26 protein-coding genes are annotated in these 19,397 nt (G+C 33.1%); 2 read left to right on the top strand and 24 right to left on the bottom strand.

What is annotated here, in order from left to right; genetic code table 11:
- Window positions 1–101: 101 nt before the first annotated feature.
- Window positions 102–683 (top strand): YitT family protein, encoded by a 582-nt coding sequence (locus tag WCV66_RS12675; RefSeq protein WP_338789197.1) that lies wholly within the window; start codon window positions 102–104, stop codon window positions 681–683.
- A 212-nt stretch (window positions 684–895) separates the two neighbouring features.
- On the opposite strand, the gene WCV66_RS12670 is transcribed toward WCV66_RS12675, so the two are convergent.
- The 10 genes from WCV66_RS12670 to WCV66_RS12625 all read right to left on the bottom strand — a co-directional run bounded on the left by WCV66_RS12670 (window position 896) and on the right by WCV66_RS12625 (window position 6,559).
- Entirely contained in the window at window positions 896–1,549 is a 654-nt protein-coding gene (locus WCV66_RS12670; RefSeq protein WP_338789195.1) for a hypothetical protein, read from the bottom strand.
- Window positions 1,550–1,690: 141 nt separating this feature from the next.
- Window positions 1,691–3,018 (bottom strand): IS3 family transposase gene (locus WCV66_RS12665; protein WP_338789194.1). Its coding sequence is split into 2 segments (ribosomal slippage): window positions 1,691–2,649 and window positions 2,649–3,018, totalling 1,329 coding nucleotides; the frame shifts between segments, so codons are not numbered across the junction.
- 135 nt (window positions 3,019–3,153) lie between these two features.
- Complete coding sequence (locus WCV66_RS12660) at window positions 3,154–3,345, bottom strand: hypothetical protein (RefSeq protein ID WP_338789193.1); 192 nt, start codon at window positions 3,343–3,345, stop codon at window positions 3,154–3,156.
- 115 nt (window positions 3,346–3,460) lie between these two features.
- On the bottom strand, window positions 3,461–4,018 hold the full coding sequence (locus tag WCV66_RS12655) for a hypothetical protein (RefSeq protein WP_066335455.1): 558 nt from the start codon (window positions 4,016–4,018) through the stop codon (window positions 3,461–3,463).
- A 120-nt stretch (window positions 4,019–4,138) separates the two neighbouring features.
- A complete protein-coding gene (locus WCV66_RS12650) occupies window positions 4,139–4,459 on the bottom strand; it encodes a terminase TerL endonuclease subunit (protein WP_338789192.1) in 321 nt (106 codons plus the stop codon).
- Window positions 4,460–4,506: 47 nt separating this feature from the next.
- Window positions 4,507–4,731, bottom strand: a complete 225-nt coding sequence (locus WCV66_RS12645) for an HNH endonuclease (RefSeq protein WP_338789191.1) — start codon at window positions 4,729–4,731, stop codon at window positions 4,507–4,509.
- A gap of 151 nt (window positions 4,732–4,882) precedes the next feature.
- Window positions 4,883–5,092, bottom strand: coding sequence for a hypothetical protein (locus tag WCV66_RS12640; protein ID WP_338789190.1), 210 nt, complete (start codon window positions 5,090–5,092; stop codon window positions 4,883–4,885).
- A 62-nt stretch (window positions 5,093–5,154) separates the two neighbouring features.
- A complete protein-coding gene (locus tag WCV66_RS12635) occupies window positions 5,155–5,730 on the bottom strand; it encodes a hypothetical protein (RefSeq protein WP_338789189.1) in 576 nt (191 codons plus the stop codon).
- A gap of 89 nt (window positions 5,731–5,819) precedes the next feature.
- Complete coding sequence (locus WCV66_RS12630; RefSeq protein WP_338789186.1) at window positions 5,820–5,999, bottom strand: hypothetical protein; 180 nt, start codon at window positions 5,997–5,999, stop codon at window positions 5,820–5,822.
- A 164-nt stretch (window positions 6,000–6,163) separates the two neighbouring features.
- Entirely contained in the window at window positions 6,164–6,559 is a 396-nt protein-coding gene (locus WCV66_RS12625) for a hypothetical protein (protein ID WP_338789185.1), read from the bottom strand.
- Window positions 6,560–6,711: 152 nt separating this feature from the next.
- Here WCV66_RS12625 and WCV66_RS12620 point away from each other — a divergent pair, with 152 nt between their 5' ends.
- Window positions 6,712–6,939, top strand: coding sequence for a hypothetical protein (locus tag WCV66_RS12620; protein ID WP_338789184.1), 228 nt, complete (start codon window positions 6,712–6,714; stop codon window positions 6,937–6,939).
- On the opposite strand, the gene WCV66_RS12615 is transcribed toward WCV66_RS12620, so the two are convergent.
- The 14 genes from WCV66_RS12615 to dxs form a co-directional block, all read right to left on the bottom strand.
- A complete protein-coding gene (locus WCV66_RS12615; protein ID WP_157094435.1) occupies window positions 6,920–7,087 on the bottom strand; it encodes a hypothetical protein in 168 nt (55 codons plus the stop codon). The genes WCV66_RS12620 and WCV66_RS12615 overlap by 20 nt on opposite strands.
- A 120-nt stretch (window positions 7,088–7,207) precedes the next feature.
- Window positions 7,208–7,831 (bottom strand): hypothetical protein, encoded by a 624-nt coding sequence (locus WCV66_RS12610; protein WP_338789183.1) that lies wholly within the window; start codon window positions 7,829–7,831, stop codon window positions 7,208–7,210.
- Window positions 7,832–7,893: 62 nt separating this feature from the next.
- Window positions 7,894–8,085, bottom strand: coding sequence for a hypothetical protein (locus WCV66_RS12605; protein ID WP_338789182.1), 192 nt, complete (start codon window positions 8,083–8,085; stop codon window positions 7,894–7,896).
- Between the two features lie 92 nt (window positions 8,086–8,177).
- Window positions 8,178–8,423, bottom strand: coding sequence for a hypothetical protein (locus tag WCV66_RS12600; RefSeq protein ID WP_338789180.1), 246 nt, complete (start codon window positions 8,421–8,423; stop codon window positions 8,178–8,180).
- Complete coding sequence (locus WCV66_RS12595) at window positions 8,420–8,971, bottom strand: HNH endonuclease (RefSeq protein ID WP_338789178.1); 552 nt, start codon at window positions 8,969–8,971, stop codon at window positions 8,420–8,422. Before WCV66_RS12595 ends, WCV66_RS12600 begins: the two co-directional genes overlap by 4 nt.
- A 304-nt stretch (window positions 8,972–9,275) precedes the next feature.
- On the bottom strand, window positions 9,276–10,388 hold the full coding sequence (locus WCV66_RS12590) for a hypothetical protein (protein ID WP_338789177.1): 1,113 nt from the start codon (window positions 10,386–10,388) through the stop codon (window positions 9,276–9,278).
- Window positions 10,385–10,570, bottom strand: a complete 186-nt coding sequence (locus tag WCV66_RS12585) for a hypothetical protein (protein ID WP_338789175.1) — start codon at window positions 10,568–10,570, stop codon at window positions 10,385–10,387. The genes WCV66_RS12590 and WCV66_RS12585 overlap by 4 nt, the downstream gene beginning before the upstream one ends.
- Window positions 10,571–10,968: 398 nt before the next feature.
- Window positions 10,969–11,118, bottom strand: coding sequence for a site-specific integrase (locus WCV66_RS12580; protein ID WP_232329056.1), 150 nt, complete (start codon window positions 11,116–11,118; stop codon window positions 10,969–10,971).
- A 196-nt stretch (window positions 11,119–11,314) separates the two neighbouring features.
- Window positions 11,315–12,106, bottom strand: coding sequence for a sporulation transcription factor Spo0A (gene spo0A / locus WCV66_RS12575; RefSeq protein ID WP_066335384.1), 792 nt, complete (start codon window positions 12,104–12,106; stop codon window positions 11,315–11,317).
- Between the two features lie 304 nt (window positions 12,107–12,410).
- Window positions 12,411–13,649: a SpoIVB peptidase gene (gene spoIVB / locus WCV66_RS12570; RefSeq protein ID WP_066335539.1), complete on the bottom strand. Its 1,239-nt coding sequence runs from the start codon at window positions 13,647–13,649 to the stop codon at window positions 12,411–12,413.
- 255 nt (window positions 13,650–13,904) lie between these two features.
- Window positions 13,905–15,605 (bottom strand): DNA repair protein RecN, encoded by a 1,701-nt coding sequence (recN, locus tag WCV66_RS12565; RefSeq protein ID WP_066335380.1) that lies wholly within the window; start codon window positions 15,603–15,605, stop codon window positions 13,905–13,907.
- A 53-nt stretch (window positions 15,606–15,658) separates the two neighbouring features.
- Window positions 15,659–16,108, bottom strand: a complete 450-nt coding sequence (ahrC, locus tag WCV66_RS12560) for a transcriptional regulator AhrC/ArgR (protein ID WP_066335377.1) — start codon at window positions 16,106–16,108, stop codon at window positions 15,659–15,661.
- 269 nt (window positions 16,109–16,377) lie between these two features.
- On the bottom strand, window positions 16,378–17,229 hold the full coding sequence (locus WCV66_RS12555; RefSeq protein WP_338789173.1) for a TlyA family RNA methyltransferase: 852 nt from the start codon (window positions 17,227–17,229) through the stop codon (window positions 16,378–16,380).
- On the bottom strand, window positions 17,226–19,127 hold the full coding sequence (dxs, locus tag WCV66_RS12550; protein WP_338789171.1) for a 1-deoxy-D-xylulose-5-phosphate synthase: 1,902 nt from the start codon (window positions 19,125–19,127) through the stop codon (window positions 17,226–17,228). Before dxs ends, WCV66_RS12555 begins: the two co-directional genes overlap by 4 nt.
- Window positions 19,128–19,397 lie beyond the last annotated feature (270 nt).

Here is a 19,397-nt window from a genome sequence, read left to right as displayed (position 1 = left end):
CGCACTAAGAAAAACCTTCCAACTTTAAGTTATAACGTAATATATTAACTTTTCCCTCATATAGTTTAAGATAACGATATGGACAAGGGGAATGCTTTAAAATGAAAAAGTTTGCTGTTTTACTTTTTTCAAGTATTTGTATCGGAATAGGTGTTAACATGTTCATACTGCCTATTCATCTAATAAATGGCGGCATTTTCGGAATAAGTTTACTTATTAAGTACATATGGGGAATTAAGATCGGACACATAATGATTTTGATAAATACCCCTATTTACCTTCTATCCCTTCTATACGATAAAACTTATTTTATTAATGCGATTCTTGGATTGATCTTTACCTCAACTATCATTGATTTGCTTTCACCACTCAACGGCTTGCTACAACTTCCTATCATAACAAGTGCCATACTAGGTGGATTAATAATTGGAATCGGTGTTGGATTCATGCTAAGATCACATATCAGCCCAGGTGGGATCGATTTATTAGCACTTTTAATTTCGAAATCAAAAGCGATTAATCCAGGAATCGTTATATTCATTATCGATTCATTAATCATAATTGCAGGAATTATTGTATTACAAGACTTTAAATTAATATACTCATTTATAACGATTTCTTGTGTTGGACTTTGTGTTGGCCTCCTTAATACATTTAAGTCAATGAACTTTTATGTGCGATAATAATTTTGAAAGTAGAAATCCTTTTCTTTTAAGCGCCATACTATAAGTATTGAAACGATGAGAAACCACCGATGATCAATATCAGTGGTTTCTTTTTTAGTATTAGTAACGAGCAATGCTATGTAATAATACAACAACATTTCCTTTTGAACTATAGAGGAATTTAGGTAAAGCAAATCCAATAACTACAACTTAAAGTAACTTTCTCAGAATCATTCACCCATTTTTTCGGTTTCTGTTTCTAAATTCCTCATTTTTATCTCTTCTTCCGTTTTAACACTTTGGTCAATTTCTTCACCAAAAACTTGAGTCCAATCATTTTCCGGGTCAAACTTACCCTCTTCTAATTCGTATTCATTTAAGTAAACATTCAAATTGTAAAGAGTTCTATAAATTTGATAAACATTTTTTTGAGTATCTAAAAGACTTGAAGTTTGATTGATTCTTACTAACACATTAATCAAATTTTGAGAAGTTGGATCATTTATATTCTCTGGTAAAAGTTCATCTATTTCTTTTGCTCTTTGACCCAATTCATTTTTAACTTTATTGGAAACCCAACCATCTGGATATTTTCCATCTGGTCCATTTTTTCTAGAATTTCTAAAATAACTTCCATTAACAATTGAATCAAAATATTCAAATTGGTTCTTCACCAATGCTTTAAGCTTGAGATTATATTCTTTTTCTTCTGTTTCCTCTTTTTCATCAAGTTTTGGTTCAGCGACAACTTCGATTTCATTTTCAGTAATTTCATTTTCACTTGGGTCTTCTTGTTCTTTTGATGGCAAAGCAAAATAAACAAATAACACAACAATTAATATAAATATAACGAAGATTAGTCCTAATTTTTTAATATTTTTCAATTTAGTCTTCCTTTCTAAATCTCTATTTATAGTAACATTCTACCAATTAAATTTAAATAGTGATTTTATATGTAAAATAAAAAGACCAACGAATAATTTTTGATCTGTACCCTTAAAAATAGACAGTTTATAAAAAGACCTTTATGCACTTAATAGGTGGCTTCGGTATTGTTCCGGGGCCATCTTTTTTAATCCCCATTGATATCGGTAAGTATTATAGTAGACCATATAATCTTCAATTACCCCTTTTAATTCTGTGAGTGTTTGACATGAAGAAGCATCAATCTCATCTTTTAAATGGCCAAAGAATGATTCTATTGGTGCGTTATCCCAACAGTTTCCTTTACGAGACATAGATTGAATAAACCCAAGTTTCTTAACTTTTTTTCGATATTCTGGATTTGTATAGTGAAATCCTTGATCAGAATGGAGTATGGCTTCTGGGTGGACGTTCCCGTCCAAGGCATTAATTAAGTTATCAAGTGTTCGATAAACAAGTCGCATTTCTAATGTTGTCGAGAGATAGTAGGCCAAAATTTCACGTGTTGAACCGTCTTTAACACATGACAAATATACAGGTGTGCCATTTTCTAAATAAAGATAGATGATGTCAGTAAGTAACACTTTACCAGGCTCACTATGTACGAAATTTCGATTCAGGATATTTGGACAAGTCCGGTGTTCTTGTGTTGCCTGAGCCATTCGTTTGTAAGGGTTTGACCTTCTAATTTTTGACTTTAGGTTAAACTTATTCATAATACGATAGATTTTCTTGAGATTCATCACAGTGAAATAGTCATTTTCTAGAACCATTCTTATATCTCGTCCACCTGATTTACCATTCTTTTCATCGAAGACTTGTTTTATAAGTTTATAATCCTGTACATCCTTACGTTCTCTATCGATACGCTTGGGTTCAGCCTTAAGCCAGGCATAGTAACTTTTGCGTTTTACTGTAGCTAATTCACAAAGATAAGATACCATTCTAACTAGACCATATCTACGAATTGTGGCCTCAATTAGTTGGAACTTTTCTGATAATGTTAATTTTGTTTCTTCGCCTTCCTCTCTAGTTCTTCTAACTTTTTTAAGAAGTCGTTCTCCATCTCTAAGAAGGCAATACGTGCCTCTGCTTTTTTTAGTTTATCTTCTACTGTAAGATCCTTCGAAGATGGGCGTCCAGTGCTTCCTTTACCACGAAGCTCATTCTTAAAACCTTCCTCACCATACTTTTCATAAGTTTTTCTCCAACGCTTTAAACATTGTTGAGGCTTTTTAGATCCAATTATGTCTAGATCAAATCCATATTCAATGAAAATATCCGTTGGCCCTTTGCCATTTTTGTATTCCTTAATGGCAGCAATTTTAAATTCAGGTTTATAAGAGATCGACCGATCTGATACATGATTGACATTTGGATTGTTCTCCAGTTGTTGACGTTGAAATTCATTAAAAATAATTTTACTCATATTAGTTCCCCGTTCTCTCTATTTGTTTTGATTAACGGTTCTTCTATGATAAAACATAAAAAATCCCGAAAAATGGACTTTTTTATAAGTGTCCATTTTTCGGGATACAGATCAGACTCGAAGTTGCTTCGTTTTTTATACAGTGTAGTAAGTTGAATTTATTTTAGCTCCATCATCAAACATATCAACCATTTTAATTTTCCTTTGATCTCTACGATTCAAAACTTTTAATACTTCAATTTCTTTATAATTAAGTCGTCTGGAAATCTCCCTAAAATTTAATGGTTTTGTATCACTTTTTAATAAATTAAAAATCTCTTTTTCCATAATTTATTCCCCCTAAAACTTTATAGAAGGAATATAGCATGAATACCTTAATAGGTATAGTTACATGTAATCAGACTTACTGCGGAATTTTATCCAAAACTGTTATTAATCTAATTTACGGATTTAAATTATTTGAAGTGTCACCATCTGGATTACTTCTAATGTAGGGTTCTATATAAGAACCACCACGAAAGTGTCCTTCAACTTCATGTATACCAGGATTATTGTAATCTCCCGGTCCCCCTTCTACATCTGTACAATTACTCTGTCCATTTTCCATAACTATGCAATCTGGCTCAGGGTTGAATATTAAGTCAAAAAATGCTCCTCCAATACCAATAATAAAGAATAAAATTCCACCCATTATGATAAAGAAACATCCATATCCGGAAGCTTTCTCCATTACATCTTTATTATTTGTAAAGAGGCTTACAGTTGATTGGATTGATCCAGGAATAAAAAAAAGACAGACTATGCCAACTATAGTGTTGAAGATACCTCTATCATCAACGTTTAGATTCCATTTAAAGTTACCAAAGTATAAAAGAACTAAAAGTAAGCCTAACAAAAACAAGCTAAAAGCATTACCCATACTTTCATCATTTAATCCACTTTTTCTTAGTAATAGTAGACCTAAAAGAGCAATAATACATGCTATTAACAGAAATACCATTTTCAAACTTCCTCTATTCATAGTTAATATTTACTATGAATATTTTATATTATATGTTTGAAATTTAACAGTTTTTTTCTGCATTGCCCTTCTTATCTTTGATTTCACAAATGTACTCTTTTAACCGATATTAAAAATTACATCTTGTTGTAGAAGATACAGAGCATTTATAGTAGCAAATACCATATCTACTTTTCCTGCTGTTTTTACACTAATTTTCTTATTTATGTACTTATTAAAATTGGTGTCTTCAGTCAATCTACAGTTAGTAAAATTGTTTTCGTAAATTAGATTGTTATAGTATGAAAATTTCTGTTCTAAGATTAACTCTTTAACCCATTTAATTGTAGGATGAAGAACACTGCTATGCTGCTTAACTTCAATGGTTGTTAAATCATAATCTCGTTCCCACTTTTGAGCTGAGTTTCTTAGATTTCTCATGTCATAACCAATTTTTTAAAAAATATCTTTATCAAAGTACGGGGGGACTAAATTTTATTTTCCTGTTCATAAATAATATTAAATAATTCTTCCCTACTTATCTCTCCACGTTCTGCCATTGAGTGATGGTATGTACACACTGATATAAGGTTGCTGTCATCTAATCGTTTACTATAGTCCTCAACAAGAGGTACGACGTGATGTACTTGTATGTTAGTATAGTTGTACCTCTGCTGTGTGTTATACAGTTCCCTTAAGCATACCTGACACATGTGTCTATCCCTATCTCTTATGTACTTACGTTTGTTCTGCCATGCTTTAGTCCACCTAAACTTATCGGCCTTTGATATTACCTTCTGCTTGTTAGGCTTCTTATCACATACATACTTCCTATCGTGAATATCACCACAATAGACACATGATTTAAGCATTACCTGTCAAACCCTGTTCATGTTCATTATACCTTTCTTCCAACTTATCTAATTTCCGATTCACTCCATCTATTTGTTTTTGCATCTTATACATTTCCCACTTGAATTGTAACTTATCATTCATACGTATAGACTCTTCAATACTCTTCTGTGCTGCCTCTATACCATTAGAAATGTCACCGGTTTTATCATACTCAAGCATTTAATCATCTCCGTTTCATCTAAATTTAAGCAAAATAAAAGCTCTCAAATTAATGAGAGCTTTTAAAGATTTTCATCATTTTCAAGCAAAGTTTTTGATAACTGATCTGCTAGGCTTGAACAATGGTTATGCATTTCAGTCATATCGGAATCTACTTTCCTGCTATTATAACGGCCTAATACTATATGATCATCTGACCAATATTCTTCGATATAGTTTTTAAACGTAGCCCAAACAGAATCAATTAAAAACTGCTCACTCTCGTCAAAATACTTCCCTAAAAATTCGTCACTAAATTCATGACTTAAAGGCTCCTCCAACAATACCTTATAGCTAAATTGGTTAGTAGACTCTAATGTGTATCGTAATTTAACTGCTTTTTTCCACATTTCAGTCCTATAACGCTCTTTAAGTCTCTGGTGCTCTTGCCTTTGCTCATTGGAAATTGCAACAGCAAGTTCATGATTAGCTTCAGCCAGTTTATTTGTCTGCTGCGTAGCTTTCCACAACAACCAACTAAAAACACCTGTAACAATAATACCAATCCCTGTAACAACAACGCCTAAAAATGTAATAAATAAATCAGTTGTATCTTTAAGTCCAATTTCTTTAAGATAAAATAATAGTAAGTCTAACATTGCAATCTCCTTATTGAATGATCAATAAAAGGATACCATATTTTTCAACTAATAAAATAAAAGCTCTCAAATTAATGAGAGCTTTGTTGTTAAACTATATGTTTATTAAATATACGATTTAAATAAATTTGTTCAATTTCTTCAAACTGCTCTTCTTTACTTCTTTGATTTTTAGTTAGGATTAACATAATCTCCATTAATGTTTCTTTAACTTTCTCTAGAGACATTTCTTCATTAAATACTCTTTCAGATTTACTTTGAGCACTCATTATGAATCCCTCCTTTGAATAACAATTCGATACGATCATTGAGGAATCCTTCTGCTAAAGCAACTATATTTCTGTTAAATTAATACATTAATAAAACGAGTCGCTTTTTTGAATAGGGAGAATCGAGGCAAAATAAAAGCAGTCCTCGATGAAGGACTGCTTTATTATTTTTTATTTATACTATCAATAATGCTTTGCATTTCTTTTTGATTTCGGCTTGTGAATTCTCGAATATTTTTCAGTGGGTCAACTGGATTATTTTTGACATATTCCAAGAATAAACCACTAATTTCCTTCATTTTTTCTTCATCGTCAAGAATGGATGTTGTCTTTATTTTCTTATTTAAGATGTCAATTAGATCTTTTCTTTCCTCTAATGATAATTGATTACCTGAATTCAACCATTCTTTGACCAATTTATACATTCCCCATGGTTGTAAGCTTATTTTATCGCCTGTTCCCATCTCGTTTCCAATATCAACCTTACCATTGTCCTGAACACTATACCAAGGTGACTTACTGGTATTATAATTACTCATATCTTCCTTGTTCCAAGTCATTTCCAACATTTCCTCATCAAATATTGTTACAATCAAACATTCAACAAGTTATGTCAAAAGTCCTTTATTCCCACAAATAATTTACAATAAATTCAAATTTTCCTAAACTTAATTTATTATAATTGGCCTATAAACCAAAAGGAGTGAGTATAATGAAACGGGAATATAAAAAGCAAGGGTATCATTTATTTAAACGCATCATGTATTTAACTCTTGAGCAATATAATCGTCACCATCACATATATGGGAAGAATTCCAAACAAGCTAAAAATTCAATGAAACAGTTGCAAATTTTGATGGATCTACGTGATGAACATATAGAATCATACAAACGAGAAAGACACCCTAAAAATGAGTGTCTCAATCAGCTATTGTGTTAGTGGGATCTGTTTCTATTTCTTCATCTGTTGATTCAACTTCATCTGTTATTTCTTTATCTGTATCAGTTGGAATATCTTCATCAACATTATTACAAGCAGTAAACAAAAGAACTAACATCACTAATAACACAATTTTTAACCACTTCAAAATATCACCCTCAATGATTTATAGGTACAATATTTAAAATGGTCAAATTAATTAATTCATAAACACTAAAAGTCACTCAATGTCTAACTTATGTTACGACTAACGAGTGACTTTTTCTAATTATGTATTAAATTCACAAATTAATTTTTCAACATCTTCTTTATTATGTGATCCTTTATAAAATACGTTACCCGACTCAAGAGCAAGAAATTTAATTACATTAATTATTTCCTTAATAATCCATTGTTCACTCTTTGTTATACCTAAAGCTTTTGGTTTGAAGTGAGCAAATTCATTTCTGTAATGAATCATTTTTTTTATAGCTTGATTTTGCATATCTGTCATTTTTAAGACTTTGCTATCCAGTCTTTGAGTCATTATGCCCTCATCCTGACAATAGTCTAGAATATCCCAAATTGATAATAATTGACTTGCATTGTAATCGACAACTTGATCTAAAATTGATTCATTTTCTACTACAAATCCCATTTGTTCATAATATTTAACCGTTTCTTTTTTCTTTTTTTCAAATTTTGCCTTTCCTAATTTCATTTCAAGAACTCTTTCAATAGTAATCCCTTTAACAGCACAAACTCCAAAACCATATAAAGCACCGTGCAACGAAATCATAAGCCATTTAAAACAATACTTATCTTTTCTATTTTTATAATAAAATGCTGCTTTTTCTAAATAATCAATTGAATTATCTAATTCATCTGTATGTAATATAAATTCATCTCTCACTTAAACCACCTCATTACCACTTTAAGACAATGAGATGATTCAGTAAATATATTTTTATTTCCTTAATGGATTACATTCTGATTGAGAAGTTTTTTAAGCATCTCAAATTTAGTTTGAAGACTAGATTCATTTAACATACCTGCTGAAAAGCCAGTATCAAATCCAGCTAAAGCAATTCTAATGGACTTGTCTGAAATGCCAATATCTCTCAATGATTGTTCATAACACTTTTTTGCATCATCTCTGAAGTTCAATAACGTCACCCCTCATCTAATTTAATGATATCAAGGTGATGTTTATTGAGCTATGTATACAAGGCTATTTTCATTCAAAATGTGCTTTATATCTATATGTTATTGGTTCTTATTCTTTTATGTAATGTTCTAAAATAACCATCAATGTACTCATACGTTTCTTTGGTGTCTCCAGCAACCATAAAAATTTCTTCTTCTGCTGCTTCCATATCCCCTTCAAATAATTCCATTATGTAATCTTGTTTAAGTAAAGTTTCAACTATATCCTCTACAGCTACAGACATTTCATTATGTATAAATTCAATTACACCATTATTTTGTATATTGTATTTAATCATTCTGTTGCTTCTCTGTATGTATTTGAAAGTATGATGTTCTGCACCGATCTAGCCGATACACCTAGTTCAATTCCTTTTTGGCGATACCACTCTATTTTTGCACATGTACGATTCTTAAACTCTTCTCTAAGATGTTTATCAATATCCAAAGACAATCTGACTTTATTCCAATTTCTGTCTCTTGAGTTCTGCTTATTTTGTTGGTCTGTAACCAATCTTAAATTTTCTAATTTATTATTACGTGGATTCTTATTGATATGATCGATCTGTAAGCCTTGTGACAACCAGTAATCCTTTGTTACACCCATTGCGGAACTGAGTACAATTTCATACTTGTACATGGGAACTGGTTTACCTCCATTATCAGGAATCAGACGTGTCATTAAATATTGTCCATTATCCCCTGTGCCTTTACAGAACTCACTATCAAGCAACCACTTGCAACTAACTTTAGAATAAACTCTTCCTGTAGGTGTATGGCAAAGGTATTGCGAAAACCCAGAAACAGGTGTCATTTCACCTTTTAATAGTTCAAATTTTTCATTCATCTATATTTCCACTCCTAATAATTTAATTTGAGTGCAAACAAAAAAGACACCTTCAACCATTGGAGAAATGGCGGTGCCTCTCTTTTTACATCAGCTAATTATTGAAATGTGTGTCTCACGACATGACGTTTAAACTCCAATAGTTACCTAATTCACCCTCTCCCAAATGGATCAGGTAACTATTGCAAATTAAACAAAAAAAGACACCAACAAATTAATGTCATTGTCAATTAAAGGAGAATAATTAATAATAAAAATTCGATAATTATTAATCTATAACTATAACTATCACCAGTGAGGTCGGTTAGACCTCACATATAGTAACAGTTGCACTAAAACTTTTCTTATCTTCCTTAACAGGTGTAGTAACAGTATTAAATATCACTTTCCATCCGTTCATTCCCATACTAATACCACTTTTAGCAATATAATCAGGGGCAATACTACAAAGCATATCGTCACCACTATAAATATTTGCATATCCTTTATCAGGTACAGTCTTTAAAGTGAATGATTTACCAATTAAATTATTTGTAATTTCCTTAGCTTTTTTATTTCTAGAAAGAATTCTCACCTTTTTATTCTTTACCGGTTCAATTTTATTTTCGTCTTGCTTCTCATACCAGTAATGACATAAGTATTCAGAATGCTCATTTTCAACATCTAAAATAGCATAATTTCTACCCATCGTAGATAAGACAGTATATTTACCATTCACTAAATCAGTTCTTATTACAATCGGATTATCTAGGAAACTTGTTTCTTTCCTGTTTACCTCAACTTGTTTAATAGTCATTTTATTATCTTTTACTTCAGCAATGCCTGCAATATTTTCCTTTGTATTAATACGTCCTAAATCATATAATACCGTTCTAAGATCTAACTTATTTTCAAGAGCATTATATCTCATACCTTCATAACAAACATCCCAGGCAAAGTCATAATTATCTTCTTGTCTATATGTTAATTCAACAACAGCAGTTGCTAAAATACTAAGATTAGGCTCAACTTGATGGCATAATAAACGATATTTCTTTTTAATTAGTGAGTATTTAGCTCGAATAATATCTCTTTCTTCTGGATCTTGTTTCATTTTAGCTTTATTTTCAAAATCCCTAACTTCATTATTTACAACTCTTCTTTCCACTTTGTAATCCTTATACAAAGGCCTTAATTTATCAATCACTTCATTAATGTAATTAAAATATGGTAATTGATTTCTATATTGGAAAATCTCTAATGGATTAATAATTGATTGATAATAATCAAGGTCAATATCCTTTAAGTATAAATCATCAATCTTATCCTTTTGTTTCTCAATCCATCTAACATACTGATTTAATGGTGAATCTGTATCACTACTAAATTCATCTCGTTTACCACCATATACCCAATACATATAATAAGGTTTCTTCATTCTCTTCCCATGATTTGAATAGGAAAAGCAATATTAACGGCCTCACCAGTTTTAGCTGCATCAATTAACATCATTTGATATATCTTATTTACACTAACTACTAAATCAGCTTTCATGTATTCACCATAGGATAAAGCTAAATCTTGAAATTTCGTATTCCAGTTAGTTAAAAGGATTTTCAATTAGGATAGACTTATTTTTAAAGTCAATGTTATCCGGACGTAAGTCACAAGACTCTCCTGCGCGTATGCCAGTATCCAAAATTAATCTTGTTTAAACCCATGACCTATAAGAATGAAAAACAGTAAGGTCAAAAGTATTTAAAACTTTTCTAATCTCAACATCAAGCAATGCTTTTTGCTTTCTTTTTGGCTTAATATTTTCAATATTTGCTACAGGATTTATCTTAATTTCCCTTTCAGATTCTAAAAAATTGAAGAAAACTTTGATATTTCTTAAATAATTAGCTACCGTAGTGTCACTAATAGGCTTATTAAAGTCATGTCTATGATCAGGATGATTAATTTTCTTTGATTTCTCACTTGAAACGACTGTATATTTACCTCTTTCACGTCAATATTTAACATACTGTCGAATATTGACCAGACTTAACTTTGTTAATATCAGTGATTTTAATTTCCTTTTCCAAATAAATTAGGAAAAGTTTTAAAGTCTGTTCATAACTAGATAATGTTTTTCTTGATAAATTCTTTGAATCACAGTAAAGCATAAAGTTATCTAAATGATATTCAATCTTAGACAAAACAAAAGGCCTCCCTAATTATTGGATTAACCCAATAAACAGGAAGACCTTATATTAACAGGTATATACTTTAAAATTAGTTGGTCACTAAACTGTATTCGTTGGTCACTTGTGTCAGTGTTCCAACATTTATGAAGTGTCCTCATCCCTTGGTACGACTGACTTAGCTAGCTTTATGCTCTAAACGCAACTTATCAGCGACCATTGCGATAAACTCTGAATTCGTCGGTTTTGCTTTTGTCATACTTACCGTATACCCGAATAAAGAGGAAATCGATTCAATGTTTCCACGGCTCCATGCCACTTCAATTGCATGACGAATAGCCCTTTCAACACGTGAAGCAGTTGTGTTGTATTTTTTTGCGATGTCTGGATATAACACCTTTGTTATTGAGCCTAATAATTCGATATCGTTGTAAACCATAGAGATTGCTTCACGTAAATATAGATATCCTTTAATATGTGCTGGTACGCCAATTTCATGGATAATACTTGTGATGCTTGCATCAAGGTTTTTACCCTTACCATGAGATTCATTGGATGATCTAATCGAAGAACTAGCTCGTTTAATAAGTGGTGCAGCGTTTCCACTGACTTGGCGGATATGACTGGCTAACCCTTCCATATCGAATGGTTTTAAAATAAAGTATGCAGCACCAAGATCCACAGCTTTTTTCGTAACGTCCTCTTGTCCAAAAGCTGTCAGCATGATGACATTTGGCTGTGGACGATCCATTTGTCTTAACTTTTCTAATACGCCTAAGCCGTCTAAATGTGGCATAATAATATCTAATACTAAAACATCAGGTTCCTTATCTTTTAACATATCTATACATTCTTGGCCATTATACGCTACGCCAAGAACCTCAATATCATCTTGACTTGAAAGGTATTCCTCTAATAAACCTACAAGTTCACGGTTATCATCAACTATACAAACTTTAATTTTTTTCAAAAATCTTCCTCCTCAGTCTCGTTTTGCCATTATGTCTTATATCTATACACGATTATACCTAACAATTTCGACAATGTGGGTGTAAATCCTTTATTTTTATAAAAAAACTTTATAAATCGGAGATTATCTTAATCTCTCTTCAATTTGCTCCCTTTTTCGACTAAATATGCCATTTGACTTTTAGAGACTAAGGTAGTTTTGTCGAAAAATCTTTCCATTTCTATTTTACATAATTCCTCATGAAAATAAAAGCAGAAAATAAAAAAACTGCCAAGAAAGAAAATTTTCCTTGACAGCCTTTTCATTAACTTACTTTCTGTTTTTGTTTTGAATAAATGTCAATGCCTGCTTCATTTAACATCCATTCAATGTGAACACCGTACCCACTTGTTGGATCATTTACAAAAACATGTGTTACTGCACCGATTACTTTTCCATTTTGGATAATTGGGCTACCACTCATACCTTGAACGATCCCACCCGTTTTATCTAATAGTTTTTCATCAGTAATTTTGATGACCATCCCTTTGGTAGCCGGGAATTTTTGTGGTACTGAGCTAACAACCTCTACTTCAAACTCTTCAACTTTATCATTGTTAACAACAGTTAGAATTTTTGCCGGACCTTCTTTTACTTCATTCGAAAGTGCAATTGGCAATGCTTCATCATTTACACCATTGCTAATATCTTGATTAAGCTCTCCGAAAATCCCAAACGGGCTGTTTCGGGTAATGTTTCCGATTACTTCACGGTCTCCTGAGAATCGTGCAAGTTTTTCTCCTGGATTTCCGTTACTTCCTTTTTCAATGGAAGTGACTGTCGATCGAACAATTTGTCCATCTTCTACAACAATTGGTTTTTTAGTATCCATGTCAGATATAACATGTCCCAATGCACCATATTTTTTTGACTTTGGATCATAAAAAGTCATCGTTCCAATTCCTGCAGCAGAATCACGAATATACAAGCCAATTCGAAATGATCGATCGTTTTCATCCTTTAATGGATATAGCTTTGTTTTTACTTCTGTTTCTTCTCTTGTAAGAACTAAATCAAGAGGTTCACCGGTTTTTCCTGCATTTTGGATAAAAGGGGTTACATCACTCATTTGTTCAATTTTCGTTCCATTGATGTTTGTAATGATATCTCCGACCTGTACACCAGCAATTTCTCCTGGTGATTTTTTACCTTCAGGTGTATTTATTTGGTGATGTCCAACCACCAATACGCCAAGAGTATTCAGTTTTACACCAATCGATTGTCCTCCAGGGATCACCTTAAAATCAGGAAGGACGTTCACACCAATCTTTTTTACTGGAAAGCCAGCTAGGTCAAAAACAACTGCTCCTTCACCCGCTTTTTTCCCATGTACATCAAGTGTCTTACCATCACTATTTTTTTGAACTGTAAATGCTTCTTCTGCGTCTTGAGTAGCATTTACAGGAATCGAACTTTGCACGCTCACATGTTGTGACTCAAATACCGACATATTATTAGGTAGTTTCACGTATTCCTTTACTTCTTTTACAAATCCTAAACTCATGAGTGAAACAAGGAGAATTACACCAACTATTTTTCTGATTTTATCTGTCTGCAATAACTTTCACTCTCCTCGCTCCTAACACACACCAAAACTATATATGGCTACAGTTTTAATTTAGCCTTTTGAGCTCACATTTATAACTTGAATATCTAGAAAATTGAAGGTTTTATTGTAAGTTTTAAGCATAATTGAATAATTTCGGTTCAAGACTAACATATACAAATAAAAAGCTACCTTAATTGGCAGCTTTTTATGTTAACCTTTTGATGTATGTGCAAGTGCTAGGAGTTCTTTTGCATGTTCCTTTGATAGCTCAGTAACTTCAACACCAGCTATCATGCGACCTATTTCTTTAATTTTTTCCTCTTCAGCAAGCGGCTTAACACTTGTTTTTGTCCGGCCTGTATTCGTTTCTTTTGCTATATATAAATGAGTGTCAGCCATTGCCGCAACTTGTGGTAAGTGTGTTATACATAAAACCTGAGATCCGTTTGAAACACGGTAGATTTTTTCGGCGATCGCTTGTGCGACACGTCCACTAACACCTGTATCAACCTCATCAAAAATAATTGAGGTAATTCCTTGGTGCTGCGAGAATATGCTTTTCATTGCAAGCATTATCCTTGAAAGCTCACCACCAGAAGCGGTTTTACTAAGCTGCTTTAATGGTTCACCAGGATTGGTTGACAAATAGAATTCCACTTCATCAATACCTGCAGGAGAATATTTCAGATCATTTGTTGAAGTTCTTTTTTTAGCAAAGTTTACATCAAAGGTTGTTTTTTCCATATAAAGCTCTTTTAACTCACGATGTATTTCATCAATCAACACTTTTGCAAAATTTTTACGAATGCTCGTCACATTATTTGCTTCAATCGTTAGATCTTGAAGGACAGAATCAAGCTCCTTTTGCAGCTTATGTAAATGACTGTCACGATTTTTGATCGTATCAATTTCGTCTTCAATTTTAGCAGAATAAGTTAATATTTCCTCAACGGATTGCCCATATTTTCGTTTTAAATGATTTATTTCATTTAAGCGACTTTCTACAAAATTTAAGCGCTCTGGATCAAACTCAAGTGCTTCTAATTCATTCCGAACTTGATATGAAAGATCCTCAAGTAGATAATATGCATTTGAAATTGTTTCAGAGAGCTCCTTCAAGGTAGAATTTATCGAACCAACATCTTCTAGATTACTCATTGCATGTCCGACCCAATCTAGTCCTTTGTGCTCACCATGTAGTGAATTGTAGCTATTTTGCAATGATTCATAAATTTTTTCATAGTTAGAAATCTGAGTTTTTTCTTCCTGTAGAAGTTCATCTTCCTTTGGTTGTAAATTTGCACTTTCAATTTCCTCTAACTGAAATTGAAGGAGGTCAAGTCGATGTGCCATCTCTTGCTCATTTTCCGAAAGTTGGGTGATTTTTTTCCGGAGTAAGTCAAAGCTTTTATAAATTTCTACATATTCTCCAAGTGCTTGCTTTACTTTTTTTCCACCATATTGGTCAAGCAGTGTTAAATGATTCTCTTCATTCATGAGCTCCTGATTGTCATGCTGTCCATGAATATCAACTAGATACTGTCCTATCTCCCTTAAGATTGCAATAGTAACAAGCTTTCCATTGATCCGACATATACTTTTTCCTGAAGATGATAAATCCCGTCTTAAAACAATCATGCCGTCGCTCACATCAATGCCAAATTCGTCACATTTCGTGTAGACAGGGTGTTTTTCATCATCTAAAAGGAACAACCCTTCAAGCTCTGCTCGTTTCTCTCCGTACCGAACAAATTCAGAAGATCCTCTAGCCCCAGCTAATAAATGAATTGCGTCAATAATGATTGATTTACCTGCACCAGTTTCTCCTGTTAACACTGTTAGTCCTTTTTCAAAAGAAACAGTTAACGACTCAATTATGGCAAAGTTTTTTATAGATAATTCCGCTAACAAACAAAATCACACCTCTTGTTTAATTTGGCTTATTTCGCATGTTTTTTCTAACTTTAAAGCATGTCCAAAAATCGTTCTGATATTGAATCAGTATCTTGTGAAGTTCTACATATAATTAAGATCGTATCATCTCCACATATCGTACCTAAAACCTCATCCCAATCAAGATTATCAATTAGAGCACCAATTGCATTTGCGTTTCCAGGTAGAGTCTTCATAACAAGCATATGGCCTGCTGAGTCAATTTTAACAAAGGCATCCATTAAAGCACGTTTTAACTTTTGTAATGGATTAAAGCGCTGATCGGCAGGCAAGCTGTATTTATAGCGTCCATCCATCATTGGAACTTTTACTAAATGAAGCTCTTTAATATCACGGGATACTGTTGCTTGTGTTACATTAAAGCCCATTCCTTTTAATAAATCAACTAATTCATCTTGTGTTTCAATATCATTGTTTGATATTATTTCACGAATTTTTATATGTCTCTGTCCTTTATTCATTAAAGCACCCCTTTTTGCAATGATGCATTTTTATACATTTTCTGCATGTTTATACCTTACATCTTATATTAAAACCCTTAAAAAGTACAGTTTTAATAAAAATCATTTAGATTAAACTGCATAAAACAATGATTATCGGGGCTATTTTGTCTTATAATGATAAAAACTAATAATTCATAAGTTGCATGAATATCCAGATAATTTAGAAAAACCAAAGAGGATAGCAAGCTGTATTCTCCATCAAGAAAAAAACAGGATAATAGCAATTGCTATTTTTCCTGCTTTTCTTTGAGTTTATTCTCTTTTAGTTTTGCATGTGCTTCTTCAACAACATCACTAGCAGGAATACCAAAATGATTTGTTCCTTCCTCTTTCAATCCTTCGAAGCGAAGATGTAAAAGGAACTCGATGTTTCCATCTCCACCTGTGATCGGTGAGTATGATAAGTTATAAATATCATACCCCTCTTTTAGGGCAAAGCTGACCATGTCATTTAGAACAAGCTCATGAACATTTGGATCGCGAACAATTCCTTTTTTTCCAACTAGCTCTCTTCCTGCTTCAAATTGCGGCTTTACTAAAGCCACAATATCGCTATGTGAAACTAAAATTGTTTTTAATACAGGTAAAATAAGCTTTAACGAAATAAAGGACACATCAATCGATGCAAATTCTGGTAACCCTTTTTCAAAATCAGCTGCTGTAGAATAGCGGAAGTTTGTCCGCTCCATAACGACTACACGCTCATCTTGACGTAGCTTCCATGCTAATTGATTGTAGCCTACATCTACCGCATATGAGAGCTTAGCACCATTTTGGAGAGCACAATCTGTAAAACCACCTGTAGAAGAACCAATATCAATCATAATTTTATCTCGTACATGTAGATCAAAATCTTTCATTGCTTTTTCAAGCTTTAAGCCTCCACGACTTACGTAAGGAAGAGTATTCCCCTTTATCGTTAGTACAAGGTCACGGGAAACCTTTTCTCCTGGCTTCTCTAAACGTTCTTCATTTCCATATACAATTCCTGCCATAATCGCACGCTTCGCTTTTTCCCTTGTTTCAAACAAACCGTTTTCAACCAGTAAAATATCTAGTCTTTCCTTTTTACTGCTCATGATCTAAGTACCTTTTTCTCTTTTTCAGGCATCATTGCTTTAAGTTGGATAATAACATTTTCTGTTGTCATACCGATCTCTTCGAGTAATTTAGAAACACTACCATGTTCTATAAACTGATCTGGTATACCTATACGGGAAATCTTTGATTCGTAATAGTTATTTTCTTGGGCAAACTCTAAAACAGCACTTCCAAATCCACCTTGTAGAACAGCTTCTTCTATGGTTAATACAGGAATATGTTCAGCAAAGATATCATGAAGCATGCTTTCATCTAAAGGTTTGATAAAACGTGCATTAACAACACGAATCGATTTACCTTGTTTCGCTAAGGTTTCAGCAGCCTCAATTGCCATTTCAATTGTCGTGCCAAAGGTAAGAATAACAGCATCTCTACCTTCTCTAAGAACTTCCCACGATCCAATCGGGATTTCTTTAAGCTCTTCATCCATTTTCACACCGATTCCATTTCCACGTGCATAGCGTAGCGCGATAGGTCCATCATTATATTTCAAAGCTGTATTAACAAGATGTTGGCCTTCATTTTCATCTTTTGCCATCATAAGTACCATGTTTGGCAAATGTCGTAAAAATGCAATATCAAAAACGCCTTGATGGGTTTCTCCATCGGCACCAACTAGTCCAGATCTGTCAATTCCAATAAATACGTTTAAATTTTGGCGGCAAATATCATGAACAACTTGATCATATGCTCGTTGTAAAAATGTTGAATAGATTGCTAAAAACGGCTTCATGTTTTGGGTAGCAAGTCCAGCTGCCATTGTGGTAGCATGCTGTTCAGCAATTCCAACGTCAAACATTCGGTCCGGGAATTCTTGCGCAAAAGCTTCTAACTTAGATCCAACCGGCATTGCTGGTGTCACAGCGACAATTCGCTCATCCTCACGAGCAAGCTTAAGTACTGTATCACTTACAAGCTTACTCCAAGCTGGTCCAACAACTTTTGGTTTTAAGAAATCACCAGTCTCAATTTTGTAAGGTCCAGTGCCATGCCATGTACCAATTGTATCTGTTTCTGCCGGTTTATACCCTTTTCCTTTCTTCGTGATCACATGAAGAAGAACTGGTCCTGAGGTTTTTTTAGCATATTGAAGATTTTCAAATAAATCTTCATAATTATGTCCGTCAATTGGTCCTAAATAAGTAAAACCTAATTCTTCAAAAAACACACCTGAGACTAGCATATATTTAAAACTATCTTTCACTCGTTCAGCTGTTGACGCAAGTTTCCCGCCTACAGCTGGAATTTTCTTCAATAAATACTCAAGCTCATCTTTAACCCACTGATATTTTCCGGCTGTTCTTAGTCTGCCAAGAACATTGTGAAGCGCACCAACGTTAGGGGCAATCGACATTTCATTGTCATTTAGAACAACGATAATATCCTTTTGCTCATGCCCGATATGATTTAGGGCCTCGAGAGCCATGCCGCCAGTTAGTGCTCCATCACCGATTATGGGAATTATATGTTCATTTGTTTTCTTTAAATCTCTTGCAATGACCATACCCATTGCGGCGGATAATGATGTTGAACTATGACCTGTCTCCCACACATCATGTTCACTTTCATTGCGTTTCGGAAAACCACATAGGCCTTTGTATTGACGCAAAGTATCAAATTCATTCGCTCTTCCAGTTAATATTTTATGAACATAGGATTGATGTCCTACATCCCAAATAAATTTATCTTTAGGACTGTCAAAAACTTTGTGAAGGGCAACTGTTAGCTCAACAACACCTAAGTTTGGACCAATATGTCCACCAGTTTCTGATAGCTTTTCAATTAAAAATTGCCTAATTTCCGCACTAAGTTTTTCAAGGTCGTTATTCGATAGCTTTTTTAAAAAGCTTGGGTCTTTAATGGATAGAAGATCCAAATGGATCACTCACTTTCGGGTTCAGTTTGATTCTATATTCGTGTTTGTATATAATTTGTTCTTATACCTTAGTCTTATCTTTATATTTTAACGTAAACTTCTTTTATTTGAAAACAATTTAAGATTTAATCTTAGCATCTAATACTTCCCTTATTAAAAGGACAAATATGTGCAAGCAAAAACTTACCATAAAATAGCTTTAATTACAATATTTTATGTCCATCACTGCATGTAGTGGTTCTGAAAAATCGAGTAAATAGGACAAAAAAC

This window comes from Metabacillus rhizosphaerae (assembly GCF_037201795.1).
GTDB lineage: Bacteria > Bacillota > Bacilli > Bacillales > Bacillaceae > Metabacillus > Metabacillus rhizosphaerae.
Note: the sequence above shows the minus strand (reverse complement) of the source record. Positions and strands in the feature narration are given on the sequence as shown.

Excerpts from the sequence above, each read along its gene's own strand:
- WCV66_RS12675 (WP_338789197.1), top strand. The coding sequence starts at position 102 with ATGAAAAAGTTTGCTGTTTTACTTTTTTCAAGTATTTGTATCGGAATA.
- WCV66_RS12660 (WP_338789193.1), bottom strand. The coding sequence starts at position 3,345 with ATGGAAAAAGAGATTTTTAATTTATTAAAAAGTGATACAAAACCATTA.
- WCV66_RS12655 (WP_066335455.1), bottom strand. The coding sequence starts at position 4,018 with ATGGTATTTCTGTTAATAGCATGTATTATTGCTCTTTTAGGTCTACTA.
- WCV66_RS12650 (WP_338789192.1), bottom strand. The coding sequence starts at position 4,459 with ATGAGAAATCTAAGAAACTCAGCTCAAAAGTGGGAACGAGATTATGAT.
- WCV66_RS12645 (WP_338789191.1), bottom strand. The coding sequence starts at position 4,731 with ATGTGTCAGGTATGCTTAAGGGAACTGTATAACACACAGCAGAGGTAC.
- WCV66_RS12640 (WP_338789190.1), bottom strand. The coding sequence starts at position 5,092 with ATGCTTGAGTATGATAAAACCGGTGACATTTCTAATGGTATAGAGGCA.
- WCV66_RS12635 (WP_338789189.1), bottom strand. The coding sequence starts at position 5,730 with ATGTTAGACTTACTATTATTTTATCTTAAAGAAATTGGACTTAAAGAT.
- WCV66_RS12630 (WP_338789186.1), bottom strand. The coding sequence starts at position 5,999 with ATGAGTGCTCAAAGTAAATCTGAAAGAGTATTTAATGAAGAAATGTCT.
- WCV66_RS12625 (WP_338789185.1), bottom strand. The coding sequence starts at position 6,559 with ATGACTTGGAACAAGGAAGATATGAGTAATTATAATACCAGTAAGTCA.
- WCV66_RS12620 (WP_338789184.1), top strand. The coding sequence starts at position 6,712 with ATGAAACGGGAATATAAAAAGCAAGGGTATCATTTATTTAAACGCATC.
- WCV66_RS12600 (WP_338789180.1), bottom strand. The coding sequence starts at position 8,423 with ATGATTAAATACAATATACAAAATAATGGTGTAATTGAATTTATACAT.
- WCV66_RS12595 (WP_338789178.1), bottom strand. The coding sequence starts at position 8,971 with ATGAATGAAAAATTTGAACTATTAAAAGGTGAAATGACACCTGTTTCT.
- WCV66_RS12590 (WP_338789177.1), bottom strand. The coding sequence starts at position 10,388 with ATGAAGAAACCTTATTATATGTATTGGGTATATGGTGGTAAACGAGAT.
- WCV66_RS12580 (WP_232329056.1), bottom strand. The coding sequence starts at position 11,118 with ATGCTTTACTGTGATTCAAAGAATTTATCAAGAAAAACATTATCTAGT.
- spoIVB (WP_066335539.1), bottom strand. The coding sequence starts at position 13,649 with ATGAGTTTAGGATTTGTAAAAGAAGTAAAGGAATACGTGAAACTACCT.
- ahrC (WP_066335377.1), bottom strand. The coding sequence starts at position 16,108 with ATGAATAAAGGACAGAGACATATAAAAATTCGTGAAATAATATCAAAC.
- WCV66_RS12555 (WP_338789173.1), bottom strand. The coding sequence starts at position 17,229 with ATGAGCAGTAAAAAGGAAAGACTAGATATTTTACTGGTTGAAAACGGT.